This window comes from Psychrobacter sp. TAE2020 (assembly GCF_018919485.1).
Taxonomy (GTDB): domain Bacteria; phylum Pseudomonadota; class Gammaproteobacteria; order Pseudomonadales; family Moraxellaceae; genus Psychrobacter.
The window spans coordinates 1,103,669-1,117,132 of the sequence record NZ_JAHLMU010000001.1; the positions used below are offsets into that span (position 1 = coordinate 1,103,669).

A 13,464-nucleotide genomic window follows, 5' to 3' on the forward strand; every position below is an offset into this window, starting at 1 on the left:
CCCAGCTATTTTAAATAGCTGGGCTTTTTTATTGCTCCTTATAACTATCAATTTTTAGCTCTACTACTGCCTACCCTACTTATCAATAAAGCCTTAACTCAAGACTTTATTTATCTTTTGATGCTTTATGAATATAACACTAATGAGCAACTCGTTGCTTCTGATGTACAACTCGTCGTCTATATGACCATTTCGTATGATTCCCAACACTGTCAGTACTTTTTATAATACAGTTTTACCTACACAGGACGTATAAGTCATATTCTCTAAAACGGATTATTTGGAGTAAACAAAATGTCAGACCATAAAATTGATAGCATTGCTAGCGTTGATAAAAAAGCGGGGCAAAAGAAGAAATTCGAGATGCCGCATATCTATGTCATCTTATTTGTATTCAGTGCCATTTCAGCTATTCTTACCCACTTTATACCCTCTGGTCAATACGATCGTATACCTGGACCAGATGGTAGAACAGCCATTGATGCCACCTCATTCCATCTAATAGAGCAAACCCCAGTCGGCATTGTCGAATTTATTACTGCCATACCTAGGGGTCTTATTGATGCAGGAGAAATTATATTCTTTATATTTATCATTGGCGGCATGTTTACAGTGCTCAAAAGAACGGGAATTATCGAAGTTGCTGTTGATAAACTAGCGCGTAAATTTGCCAATAATGGTCTACTACTAATAGCCGTTTTAACTACTGTATTTGCTTTTATCGCCACCTTAATAGGGGCAGTAGAATTGTCCTTAGTCTATATCCCAGTCATTATGCCGTTGATTATTGCTTTAGGATACGACTCAGTAGTTGCTGCTTCAATTGCCTTATGTGGCACTGCTGCGGGTTTTAGTGCTGGCGTGCTTAATCCAATCAATACTGGGCTGGCACAAAAAATAGCTGGGATACCAGTATTCTCTGGAATGGGCATGCGTTCAGTAGTTTTACTTCTAGCTATTACTGCTGCGATTTTACTAACGGTTAAGTATGCACGTAAAATTAAGAAAGATCCGTCAAAAAGTTATGTCTATGAAGAAGATAGTAAAAAAAGAATAGAGTTTAAAGATATTATTGGTGGTACTGCTCTCACTATGACGCTTCGCCAGAAGCTAGCCGCCTTTACTGTATTTGTTGTCTTTGCAGTATTAGTATATGGCGTGTTGCAGCAAGGCTGGTTTATGATAGAGATGTCTGGACTATTCATTATTATGGGCATCGTCGTTGGACTGATTGCTGGTCTAAAGCCGGTTGAAATATGTGATGGATTTAACCAAGGCTTTAAAGATGTGTTGATGGGCGCATTTATTGCTGGCTTAGCTCGCTCAATCGCAGTGATTTTTGAAGATGGTCATATCATGGATACTATTGCCCATTCCCTAGGAACTTTAGTTGGAGACTTGCCTGCTGAGTTGTCGGCTGTTGGCATGTATTTTGTACAATCAGCTATCAATTTGATTATCCCCTCTGGTAGTGGCCAAGCCCTTGTTACCATGCCTATCATGGCACCACTTTCTGATATTATAGGAATAACAAGACAAACTGCAGTTCTAGCTTATCAACTTGGTGACGGTTTTTCGCATATTCTTTACCCTACTAGTGGTTATTTTATGGCGGCCCTAGTTATTGCTGGTGTCCCATACCAAAAATGGTTACGCTTTTTCTTACCGATCTTTTCAGTTTGGGCTATGATTGCCATTGGCGCACTGATTGTCGCACAACTAATTGGTTGGTCGTAACTAATAATCGAATAACATATTCATAAACAATAAGGGTAGATGTAATAAACATTTACCCTTATTATTTTATAATCCAAGCACTTGCTTAACTGCTTTAACGTAGGTACGACTGACCGAGATTTTAGCGCCGTTTTTTAGGATAATTAAATAGGTTCGATTAAACCAAGGCTCTAATGCTGCTATTTGTTTTATATTGACGATATAGCCTCTATGCACTTGAATAAAATCATCACCAAGCTTATCCATCATTTTATAAAGTAAAGTATCAGTTATATATTTTTTTTCTATAGTTTGAACATAAGCTTGCCGATTTTCTGTTCCTATATATAAGATATCTTTAGTATTGATAACTATAATTCGATCTTCCTCTTTTATACTAATACTATGTTTCTTGTCTTTACTAACTAAGGGCAAAATCTCAACCTTACTCTCTGTATGAGATGTACTACTCAGCTTCATTAACTTATTCACTGCTTTTAGCAGGCGCACTTTATCAATAGGTTTGACTATATAATCTATAGCATCTAATTCAAAAGCGTCCAGCGCATATTCATCATAAGCAGTCACGAAAACAATCATAGGTGGCTTTTTCATATTGCGAAATTGTTTGGCAAGTTGAAGACCGTTGCCGTTCTCGAGTTCTATATCCAAAAAAACAGCATCTGGTTGTTTGTCATTGATATCCCATAAAGCTTGATGCATGTCTTCAGCTTCACCAATAACATTGATCTTACCTGTCTCCTTTAGTAGGTAAATCAATTCTTGTCTAGCCAGCACTTCATCTTCAATAACATATACATTCATCGACACGTTTCCTTAGTGTTCAACTGGCAATATAATTATAACCTTAGTCCCTTTACCCATATCGCTATTAACTACAAAGCAAGCCTCTTGACTATATAATGCGGTAAGTCGTTCTTTTATGTTAAATAACGCCGTACCACTGCCATCTTTAGATGACTTTACCACTCGCTCACCCAAATCTACTATTCGATCCGCTGCCACCCCAACACCATTATCAGCCACTTCAATTGAGATCAAGGTTTCTGATACTCTCTTAATGTCAATACTCACTTTACCTTTGGCTTTTGTCTTTTTAAATCCGCCATACTTTATCGCATTCTCTACCAAAGGTTGAATGATAAAAGGTGGAATGCCATAGTCAATCAACTCAGGATCTATTGCTATATGCACCTCAAACTTATCTGGGAAACGTGCTTGTTCAATAGCCAAATAGGCTTGTACGTTTTCCATCTCTTTACTGATCGGTACTAAAAAATCAGCGATACCTGATAAATTGTTGCGCAAATAAATAGATAAGTGCAGTAATAAATCTCGAGCTAGCATAGGATCAATTCTACATAAAGCGACGATAGTATTAAGGGCATTAAACAAAAAATGCGGTTGTATCTGTGCTTGTAATGCCTCAATTTTTGCGTTTTGTAGTAACAAATTATGACGTTCAATCTCACCAAGCTCTAGTTGATTTGAGAACAGCTTACCAAGACCTTCAACCAATTCCTTTTCAACGGAAGTAATATGAGTCGAGCTTGCATAGTAAAAAGTGATCGTACCAATGGTTTTATCATGGACATAAAAGGGGACTACTATAGAGGCTCTGCTATTAGATTTTTTAGAAAACAGCCATTTTGCTTTTGGTTCCTTTAACACTGATTTGCCGGTTGCTAAAACCTGCTTGCGTAAGACCAAATCTTCTTGTTCATGTCTTTTGTGATTACTCAGTGACCCAGTATAAGCCAGTTCGCGAATACCTCTAGTAATCGCAACGTGCTCGACTCCCGTTAATTGTTTGATAATCTTAGTGCTTTCTTTAGCTGAGTTTTCATTTAAACCCCCTCGAAATAAGGAGAAGGTTCGGTCAGCAATAGAAAAGGTTTTAACGGTTTGATTGGCTCTAGTTCTCTCTTCTTCTTGTACGACGTTATAAAAAATCAACGCACAGACCCATGTACCAATACTATTAATAATAATAACCGGCGGTCCTGTAAAACTAATTAACTTGAGTCCTGCGGCGTGATCAGTGATTAAAATTGGAATAGCTATAATTTGAATAGTTAAGATAACGATGCTGGTAAAAAACATATATTTCGGTCTAATTAAGCTCATACCACGGCGCTTATAGCCAAACCATCCAGCGAGGCCGCCGCCCAAAATAGATATCCAAAAAATAGCGTCACTGATAAAGCCACCCATTAACCACCGATGGCCGCCGGCAATTATAGATGCGCCTATACCTACTATCGGACCACCAAAGAAACCACCAATGATGATACCGATATTACGGGTATCTATTAGCGCATTATTTGATTTGAGAGTAGTGTTCCACAAATTAGATACAACACTTTGATTGCCAGGCTCTACCACAAGAGCGGTATAGTTACCGATGACGCCGAACATACCGAATATTATTATTAATACGAATAATCCCCCTATGCCGACTCGCTGGTAAATCATCTTTCTAAATATAGGCAGTCTAGTAATTAGATAAGCAATAGTAATAATGAGGGTCATTCTTGAGAGCATTTGGAGCAATATTTCCCACATCGAAATATCTCATTTTTATAGTGGCTATAGGAGGTGCTGCATGCCTAAAAGGTGTTTAGAACATAGCAGGTGTTTAAAGTATCTAAGTTTTTTAGAGCATATAAGCTGCTTAGAACATGACAATTTTTTGAAGCATAAGCGTTGTTTAAGGCAAATAAAGGCTTGAAAATATATAGGCGGTTTAACAAGTACTGACCACCCTAGCAACGACTGCCAAAATCGTCACTAGAGTGTAATTGACCTATTATTAGTGTTAAAAACCTTACTTGCGACCACGCTTCCAACTAAAGCCCCAATTAAAGGCTTTGTCCATCTCTTGATGGCCTTTAAAGTACTGGTTAATACGCTCAACGTTGATACTGCCTTGTTGGTTTACCAAGCGTGCAATCGCACACATTGGCAAGTTGCCAGCTCCTTCAGTTAAACGAGTCTCGATCGGTGGCTGCTCAGGAACATGCACTGTCACTACCCCATCAGTTTGAGCCCAATTGGGTGCGCCTTCGTAGATAAAGGCAAAGATAAACACCTCTTCAATCTGTGCCCACTGCTGACCATTGATATCTAGCCATTCACCGCCACTAACTTGCCCGGTTCTATCATCTGCACGCAAGCAAACATAAGGGGCTGACTGCAAGCTACCAAAGCGATTGCCTAGGGCTTGAATCAAAGTCTTTTCGCCATTTTTAAGGTGGATCATTGCCCCAACATCGAGGTCAATACCACTAGCGCCATGCTGCTTGAACAAGTCGCCTAACAAGCCTTTTTTAGGGGCAGCCTTATCCGTATTTGGACGTTGATTCCAGTCTAAGTTGACTGATATTTTACCAAAATCGTCGCGTTTTTTTAGATTAATGCTGGATTGATTTTTGGTTAAAGTAATTTTACTGAGGTTAATCGAAGAAGCTGCTGGAATAGGTGGTGGACTATTGGCAGCATTGGCTTGCGCAGGTTTTGAAGTGTTGATAGCTGCGGCAGGCACAGGTGCTTCATCCGCAATCTCTACCCCGAAGTGCTCCGATAAAGGTTTCAGCCCGCCCTCAAAGCCTTGAGCGATAAAACGGAACTTCCAATTACCTTGACGGCGATAACATTCTGCTAAGATGATAGCTTTCTCGTTGCGTCCAGCGCTACTGAGCTGGCAAGTCATTAATACTTGGCTGCCTTGCAATACTTGAATATCTACATCACCAATTTGGGCCAATGTTTGAGCACTAGAAAACGCTAAAGCAATCTTATCAATATTGGCAGGTTGGCTCGATAAATTGATATCGAAGAACCCATCGCTATCATGACCGCGAAAGCTCACACTATTATCATCGCTACTAGTCTGTCCGTAAAAAATCATGTCGCCATCACCGCGCACCTTACCTTTTGTAGTCAGGCGATAAGCGGCGCAGTCAATGGAGTTTTGGCTCAAGATACGGATGCTAATATTATCATTTGGTAGCGGCGCATTGGCTCCAGCAATCAGCTTTTGGCTCATACTATTGGTCCTTTAGGGTAGTTATAATTAAGGGATAACAGGGTTTTTAGCGTTGACCTATAGTAGCATGAATAAAGTGCCTGTCTTGCTCGGTTGAACCCTAACCTTAATAATCATAGCAACGCCTATACTGTCTTTTTATTAGGTTTCAAAGCCGCATTTATGACCATTTACTGTTGTATCTACAGTGGGTTTTGCGCATAATCTCTCAACTACTTAGCCTGACCTCAATACTGATAAGCCAACCCTGAGAAAGTTATGAATGACGTTGTAAACAATACCACTAGTCAAACCATTACTGGCCAAACGAATAATCCTAGTAATTTATCAGCAGCCGTTTGGCTCGCCGAAGGTCAATCTAGCCAACGTGATATGCTTGCCAGCTTACAAATATTGAAATCTTACAGCCCTGCGCCATTCACTATCATTGCCTCACATCGTCATGATCGTCCCGAGATTTTTGAATGTGCTGATGAGGTATATAGGGAGCCTATTATTGCTGTGGCGGATGAAAAGATAGCATCCCAAGCTTCTATTACTATACCGCGCTGGCAGTTTGTATTAGAAAACGCCAAGCGCAATAATGTCAAAGTGCTGCTTACTGGTCGTAATGGCATAGATTATGAGGCGCAGCGTGAAGCCTTTACAGCTGCAGGTATCAGACTGTTAACAGGTGCTACTAGTGTCGCAGCTTTGGCATCAATAGAAGACAAGTTTGCTTTTATGCAGCATTGTCATACTGATGATATTCCAGTAGCAGCAGCTTGGCGCTTTGATAATACTGCTGAGCTAAAAGCTTTATTAGCGCAGTATGACCATCAGCCTTTATGTGTCAAACCCGTCATTGGTATCTTTGCCCAAGGGTTTTGGCGACTGGATACTGGTAAGAGCTCTGATGAGCCTTATGATAGCTTTGAGCACCTTTATTTCACTGAAGAGAAGAAGATTAATACCGCGCAATTTATAGCCGCTTATGACAACAGTCAAATGATCAAAGAGCGTCCTATTCCGATGCTATTAATGCCTTATCTTTCAGGACAAGAATACTCTATCGATGTGGTCTGTGAATATGGCGAAGTGCTAGCCGCTGTAACGCGTTATAAGACTGGTAAAATCCAACATATCGGCTATGAAGAATCAGTGATGGAAGTGGTTATTCCTTTGATCAAAGCCTTTGGTTGTGATGGTATCGTGAGCGTACAGACTAAGGCCGATGATGAGGGCGTGCACCGTGTCCTCGAAATCAATAGTCGTCCTGCTGGGGGCATAAGTTATACCAGTCATAGCGGTGTAGACTTGACCCAAATTGGTTTTGGCTATTGGCTTGGTTTAACCGCTAAGCCCAAGCTAGCAGACGTCATCAAGCTAATTAAGCCCTGCCAAGTGCGCTCAATCATGACTAGTGTCAAGATTGAGGCTGAAATCTAATATTTTCAAAAAAATAACGACTAAAACATAATGGCTAAAAACATAGCAGTTATAACAGGAAAGGCACTATACCCTTAAGATAGGCTGGTTAAAGTTAACTTACTTAACTTTTATCTTAGATATTTTTTAACACTAATTTCTAACGCAACTCAGGAAAGCGTCTTAGCATAACCACCATAAGTAGGAGCGCCAAGCTTGCAATACCAGCTCCTACGAAACCTACGCTAGACAATGAGATGTAACTAACGGCATAGCCACCCAGTAGCGCGCCAGCCCCAATACCGAAGTTGATAACGCCCGAGAACATGGCCATCACCATATCTTGCGCATTGATATCGATCTCAATGACTTTGGTCTGAACGGTCAGCATTAATAGCATCATGGCTGTACCCCAAATCACGGTAACCATACTAAATAACCATATCGATTTGACTGACCATAACATCAATAACATAGACCCTAATATCAGTACTATAGAAACCAGCATCATCATAGGCGTAGATTTATCACTCCAACGACCAAATATATAACTACCAATAAGGCCAGCACCACCAAATAGTAACAGTATAAAGGTGACTGAGTTTTCACTAAGAGAGCCGATCCGATTCATAAAGGGTTCGATATAGGAATAAGCGGCATAGTCAGCGCTAAAGGCTACAAAGCAAAAGATATATAACGAAACTAATAGTCGATTTTTAAGGAGTTCTGGTAGCTTTCTAAAAGAGCCATCAAACATACTAGGCAAGTTTGGCAGTAATTTTATTTGTAGAATAAATACCACAAAAGCAAGAATACCTATGCCAGCAAAAGTAGTACGCCAACCAAACCATTGGCCTAATACTCGGCCTATAGGAACGCCCAACACTAGCGCTAAGGAAGTTCCTGTCGCTAGTATGCTAAGTGCCATAGCCCTCTTGCCTTCAGGTGCTACGCGCAAAGTTATAGCGGCAGTAATTGCCCAAAATATAGCGTGTGAAAATGCAATGCCAACTCGACTAATGAGCAGTACTTGGAAACTCCAAGCAAAAACAGACAGTACATGACTGGCGATAAATACTACAAACAGCGCCAATAGTAAGCGCTTACGCTCAAGCCTACTGGTCAACAGCATGAGCGGTAGCGACATAGCAGCCACGACCCAAGCATAAAGGGTCAACATCAAACCTGTTTGGGCGGTAGTGATAGAAAAGTCTTTGGCAATGTCACTTAGTAAAGCTACCGGAACAAATTCTGTGGTATTGATGACGAACGCGCTGACACCCATTAACATAATACGAAGGTATTGGGTTCGAAGCGTCACTAAGTCGGCTGCAACAGGGTTTGCCATAAGACCTACTAAAATATTGGCTTTTAGAACATACTTGGCTTAATAGTGAATATTATCAGCCAAGCACAACTAAGGTAGCATGGCAAAATAACGAAAATCTAGCAAGCCTAGATAGCATTTATTTACTCTGTGAACACGGTTTATAATGCTACAGAGTAAAGCTGTTTTGTTAGCGTCACTAAAGTGAAGCCTATGTAGGTGTCAGTACGCCTAAGTTCGCCTAAGTTCGCCTAAGTATGATAAACCACCCTACCGCAAAACTAGAAGAGACGTGCTATGAGTACACAGACCTTAGTTTTAGGCGCCAATACGGTTATTGAGCAAGCACAATGTTCAGTGAGTTTTTCTGCCTCAGATCCACTCAAATTTGGTCAGCAGCTTGGACTACTATGGCTACCTCTAGACGAGAGTCGCAAGGCAGCTTGTAGTCCAGCTTATTTACATGAGCCTAAGGAGTGGGCAAAATTGGATAATGCTGATGAGCCAAAGGTTTGGCAGCTAGACTTACAGCCACTCTTTGACACTCAGGGTATCCACTATTTACAGCTTATCGTTTATGCCTATTACGAACCTACGCTTAATTTACCGGCTGTTGAGCTAAATACAGTCAGCTTAGCGATAAACAATGACACTATTCATTATGACTTTATTGCCAATGAGCGTCATGTCAAAGCCGCTATCATTTTAGAGATCTACCAGCGCAATGGGCAGTTTAAATGTCGGGCTTTGGGCGAGGCCTCCAGCCAAGGATTGGCAAGTCTAGAGCAACGTATTCAGATTAGTCTTGATATCCGCCCGCCAGATACTCATGCCCTGCTACAAGAAGCCCAACGCCAGCAGCAAGGACAGTCCAATAGCGATGAGCGACCGCCACGACAAGTAGCTGCAGGTGAAACTTGGACAGGTACTGCTTTTGCTATTGATCGCTATCATCTACTCACTTGTTACCATGTGATTGAGTCCGCAGCTTTGATCGCTATCCGCCAGCAAGGCTATCCTGATCGTGAGGCACAAGTAGTGCTCAGCGACATCGGTAGCGACTCAGCGATTATAAAAGTTAGTGAGCCACTACCCAGTTATCTAACGTTAGCGCAGCAATGCGATGATCTATTAGGTGAGACTATTACTACTTTGGGCTTTCCCTTATCTGGAGTGAGCAGTCAACTACAAGTCACTCAAGGTTGTGTCTCAGGACTGACGGGTTTCAGCAATGATATCCGCTATATGCAATTTACTGCCCCGATTCAACCTGGCTCTAGTGGCAGCCCCCTATTATTACCTACTGGGGAGGTGCTAGGCATGGTTACGTCAAGTTTAAACTATGAGCACGCACAAAATATGAATTACGCGGTGAAATTTCAGTTATTATCTGCGCTGTTAAGCAGTGCCGGTATCAGCCTAACGGATTTAACCGATGATACGGTTAACACTTCAGCCAACCACTCACTCTCTTCTATGGCCAACCGTATACCACTAACCACACCGCAGCTAAGTAAGCAAAGCCGGGGTGCACTATGGTTGGTAGGTTGTGAGGGATAATTTTTTAATAGGATGCAAACAGCTACTGATAAGCGCTGCACTAAGGAAGATAAATGTCCGTTGAGTTCGATAATATTGCGTTACTTATCGATGCCAATGCTACTTCTGTCAACAGTATAAAGCAAGTATTACCACTAAAAAGGGACTAGTAGCTTTGGCTATTAGTCCCCTTTTATTAAGTCAGGTTGCTCAGTAGTATCTATCCTTAAAAGCCTTGACTACTGCCCTTAACTAGCTAAATCTTAACTGTATAAATATTAACTATCTAGAGCATGCTATAAAGCTGGTGGTGTACCTTCAGCATTAGAAACCACAGCATCAATTTGTATTAAAGCATCCATCGGAATGGCGGACACACCGATGACTGTTCTCGCAGGTAAATCACTGTTAAAGAACGGAGTATAGATATCATTTACCGCATCGATATCAGCAATGTTCTTAAGCTGAATATTGACTTTAACCACATCATCCATAACATGATCAATGCTTTGTAATATTGCTTTGATATTCTCTAAGCACTGCGTTGCCTGAGCCGTCACATCGCCTGTAATCATTTTACCTGATTCAACACTGATAGGAAGTTGAGCTGAGATATTATTATAGTGAGAAAAAGCGACTGTTTGTGTGGCTACTGAACTCTTTGGAGCATTAGTAGTATTATTGGCTTTTATGACGATACCATGTCTATCTTCAACTTCTTGCGGAGGCGTCCCATCACCATGCGACACCACCGCATCAATCTGTACTAGCGCCTGCATCGGTAACGCAGTGGCCGCACTAACCGTGCGTGCTGGCAAGTAACCAACAGTTCTAGCAATAGCCGAATCTGGGAAGAAGGTGCTGTAGACTTCATTTACAGCGTCAGTATTTGTCAGGTCCGTCAAAAAGATATTTACTTTTACAATATCATCAATGGGCACATCGATGCTCTGTAAAATAGCCTTAATGTTTCTTAAGCACTGAGCGGTCTGCTGTTTTACATCGCCGCTAACTAAGCTGCCGGTCTTAGGATCAATAGGCAATTGCGCTGAAATATTATTATAGTGAGAAAACGCGACCGTTTGCGTAGAGACGTTAGTTTTTGGCGCATTATCCGTGTTGTTGGTCACTTTTACTAAATCACAAGGTGCTTGTGGCTGAGTCCCTTCACCGTTTGAGATGACGGCATCTATTAGTATCAAGGCCTTATCCATAGGAAGCGCTGCTACTGCTAGCACGGTACGTGTTGGCAGATAGCTTTGGAAAAAAGTAGCATAAACAGCATCTACAGCGGCAATATCAGTAATATCTTTTAGAAATATAGTGATCTTAACCACGTCATCCATAACATGACCAATACTCTCAACGATGGCCTTAATATTGTCTAGGCACTGGGTTGTCTGTGCGCTAATATCGCCGGCGACTACGGCCTTGGTTTGTGGATCAACAGGTAATTGGCCAGAGAGATGGTTATAATGGGAAAACGCAACGGTTTGCGTTGATAATGAGCATTTTGCGACACTGTCCGTGTTTCTTGATGCTTTTATAATGATATTATTCATGGGTAAATAGATCCTATTTGGTATGTATTTTTATAGAGCTATTGGTTTAAGGGTATTTTCCCTAGCAAAAGCAGAGCGAGATAATTATGGTTAGGAACAGCAGTGATAGTGTACAACTGTACCATAGGAATAACTGATGCACCTACAAATAAACTTCGTTTAAGACAACTAAAATAAAGGTTAAAAAAAGCTATTTAATTTTTCAAATAAAAGCCTGTTCAGCCCAAATATGTAAGGCTAAGGGTATAATGAACTAGATATCATAAAAATTATTTATAGAATTTATAAAACAGGAAATATATAGGCGATGATTGAAAACGGTGCTAAATCTATTGATGTTCACAAACGTAATATCGTCCTACCCCGTGGTGAGCTGGCGCTAAGCTATCAGATAAATGCGGCTATTAAACGTGCCGGTGCTGGCGAGCAGCCTTATCAATTAGAAGACTTATTAGACTTTGCCCAGCGTATTAATCCTAAGCGTGCATTTCTTTTTGTCTCAAAAGTCTTAGGACGTCATATCCCAGTGGCGCCGAGTGTTATGCGCACCTCCTCTACTGATTTGGCCAATTTGGTCCCTGATGAGTTAGCTGAACCTATCTTAGTGATTGGTATGGCAGAGACAGCAGTTGGGCTATCCGCTGGCGTTCATCAAGCGTTGCAAACACGCTATCCCAATGCGTTATTGCTTAACTCTACTCGCCATGCCCAGCACGATGATGGTAATAACGACAATATTTTATTGACCACTTTTAGCGAAGACCATAGTCATGCCAGTCAGCATCTGATTTATCAAAGCGCTGATAAGGTGACTCAGGCCCAGCTGCTAGCGACCAAGACCCTTATTATGGTCGATGATGAAGCCTCAACAGGCAATACTTGCGTCAATGTGGTCAGCGCATTACGGGCAGCAGGGTTAACCCAACTACAGCAAGTACATCTTACAACCTTGGTTGACTGGTCGCTAAATCAGCAGCAAGCTGATACTGACGATAGCATTGCCAGCCGCTTAGCAAATATCGACTTTTATCGGCATCATCTGCTATCTGGCGCTTGGCAATGGACGGATGCCCCTAATCCTGAGCCTATAACCATGCCATCTGTTGATACCACAGAAGCTGGTAGTAATGCTTTAGGTGATACGGGCAATTGGGGACGTTTCCCCACCTTAACTAGCACCGATGGCTTCGATAGTTACTTGGCAAATTTTCAACAAGCAGTTAGGGTCTTTAATCAGCAAAGACAGCTTGATGACGCCTACTTGCCTACAAGAATTCTAGTATTGGGCAGTAATGAATTTGTATGGTTGCCGTTTTTATTAGCGGAATGGCTTGAGAAAAACAGCAATATCGATAATGTAATTAATCATCCTGAAATTAAATTTAGTGCCTTAACCCGCTCGCCAATTGCGCTAGGGGGCGGTATTAGCACGAGGTTAAGCTTTACCGATAATTATGGTTTAGGCATGACTAACTTTGTTTATAACGTCAACCCTGCTGACTGGGACTTGATCGTATTGTGTGTAGAAACCTCGTCTGAGAGTGTTGATTCCCTGTGGCATGGTTTGGATAATGTGCTGATAGTAAGTCCTAGCTAAAGTCTCGTTTAAGATAGATATTGGTCTTGATAGTTACTGATAATGAGTTTATAGCGCTAATAATAGCGTCTTTAGATTGTTTAAGATTACCGCTGAAACAAAGCTTAGTTTCATAGGTATTTGATTTTGAGGCGCTTAATTGTAAAAGTCATAATAAAAAAGATGCTTATAGCATAAAAAAATTCATATTTACGTTATAGACATCTTGCTTAACCTTACCTTTACATATATATTCTGTCTATTCATT

General features: G+C 41.1%; 9 protein-coding genes. 4 read left to right on the forward strand and 5 right to left on the reverse strand.

What is annotated here, in order from left to right; genetic code table 11:
* The first annotated feature begins 294 nt into the window (after positions 1-294).
* On the forward strand, positions 295-1,737 hold the full coding sequence (locus KPY62_RS04340) for a YfcC family protein (protein WP_216580977.1): 1,443 nt from the start codon (positions 295-297) through the stop codon (positions 1,735-1,737).
* Positions 1,738-1,803: 66 nt separating this feature from the next.
* Here KPY62_RS04340 and KPY62_RS04345 read toward each other — a convergent pair whose 3' ends face one another.
* The 3 genes from KPY62_RS04345 to KPY62_RS04355 all read right to left on the reverse strand — a co-directional run bounded on the left by KPY62_RS04345 (position 1,804) and on the right by KPY62_RS04355 (position 5,785).
* The gene (locus tag KPY62_RS04345; protein ID WP_216580978.1) at positions 1,804-2,541 is read right to left on the reverse strand and encodes a LytR/AlgR family response regulator transcription factor; all 738 of its coding nucleotides are present in this window, start codon (positions 2,539-2,541) and stop codon (positions 1,804-1,806) included.
* A 12-nt stretch (positions 2,542-2,553) separates the two neighbouring features.
* On the reverse strand, positions 2,554-4,269 hold the full coding sequence (locus KPY62_RS04350) for a LytS/YhcK type 5TM receptor domain-containing protein (RefSeq protein WP_216580979.1): 1,716 nt from the start codon (positions 4,267-4,269) through the stop codon (positions 2,554-2,556).
* A 295-nt stretch (positions 4,270-4,564) separates the two neighbouring features.
* Complete coding sequence (locus KPY62_RS04355; RefSeq protein WP_216580980.1) at positions 4,565-5,785, reverse strand: TerD family protein; 1,221 nt, start codon at positions 5,783-5,785, stop codon at positions 4,565-4,567.
* A gap of 258 nt (positions 5,786-6,043) precedes the next feature.
* On the opposite strand from KPY62_RS04355, the gene KPY62_RS04360 reads away from it, so the two are divergent.
* Entirely contained in the window at positions 6,044-7,213 is a 1,170-nt protein-coding gene (locus KPY62_RS04360; RefSeq protein ID WP_216580981.1) for an ATP-grasp domain-containing protein, read from the forward strand.
* Positions 7,214-7,352: 139 nt separating this feature from the next.
* On the opposite strand, the gene KPY62_RS04365 is transcribed toward KPY62_RS04360, so the two are convergent.
* Positions 7,353-8,540 (reverse strand): sugar transporter, encoded by a 1,188-nt coding sequence (locus KPY62_RS04365; RefSeq protein ID WP_216580982.1) that lies wholly within the window; start codon positions 8,538-8,540, stop codon positions 7,353-7,355.
* Between the two features lie 276 nt (positions 8,541-8,816).
* On the opposite strand from KPY62_RS04365, the gene KPY62_RS04370 reads away from it, so the two are divergent.
* Positions 8,817-10,079, forward strand: coding sequence for a S1 family peptidase (locus KPY62_RS04370; protein WP_216580983.1), 1,263 nt, complete (start codon positions 8,817-8,819; stop codon positions 10,077-10,079).
* Between the two features lie 275 nt (positions 10,080-10,354).
* On the opposite strand, the gene KPY62_RS04375 is transcribed toward KPY62_RS04370, so the two are convergent.
* Positions 10,355-11,620: a RidA family protein gene (locus KPY62_RS04375; protein WP_216580984.1), complete on the reverse strand. Its 1,266-nt coding sequence runs from the start codon at positions 11,618-11,620 to the stop codon at positions 10,355-10,357.
* Between the two features lie 307 nt (positions 11,621-11,927).
* Here KPY62_RS04375 and KPY62_RS04380 point away from each other — a divergent pair, with 307 nt between their 5' ends.
* The gene (locus tag KPY62_RS04380) at positions 11,928-13,217 is read left to right on the forward strand and encodes a phosphoribosyltransferase domain-containing protein (RefSeq protein ID WP_216580985.1); all 1,290 of its coding nucleotides are present in this window, start codon (positions 11,928-11,930) and stop codon (positions 13,215-13,217) included.
* Positions 13,218-13,464 lie beyond the last annotated feature (247 nt).

Coding starts and splice junctions, on each gene's coding strand:
- KPY62_RS04340 (WP_216580977.1), top strand. CDS start 295: ATGTCAGACCATAAAATTGATAGCATTGCTAGCGTTGATAAAAAAGCG.
- KPY62_RS04380 (WP_216580985.1), top strand. CDS start 11,928: ATGATTGAAAACGGTGCTAAATCTATTGATGTTCACAAACGTAATATC.
- KPY62_RS04360 (WP_216580981.1), top strand. CDS start 6,044: ATGAATGACGTTGTAAACAATACCACTAGTCAAACCATTACTGGCCAA.
- KPY62_RS04350 (WP_216580979.1), bottom strand. CDS start 4,269: ATGACCCTCATTATTACTATTGCTTATCTAATTACTAGACTGCCTATA.
- KPY62_RS04355 (WP_216580980.1), bottom strand. CDS start 5,785: ATGAGCCAAAAGCTGATTGCTGGAGCCAATGCGCCGCTACCAAATGAT.
- KPY62_RS04370 (WP_216580983.1), top strand. CDS start 8,817: ATGAGTACACAGACCTTAGTTTTAGGCGCCAATACGGTTATTGAGCAA.
- KPY62_RS04375 (WP_216580984.1), bottom strand. CDS start 11,620: ATGAATAATATCATTATAAAAGCATCAAGAAACACGGACAGTGTCGCA.
- KPY62_RS04365 (WP_216580982.1), bottom strand. CDS start 8,540: ATGGCAAACCCTGTTGCAGCCGACTTAGTGACGCTTCGAACCCAATAC.
- KPY62_RS04345 (WP_216580978.1), bottom strand. CDS start 2,541: ATGAATGTATATGTTATTGAAGATGAAGTGCTGGCTAGACAAGAATTG.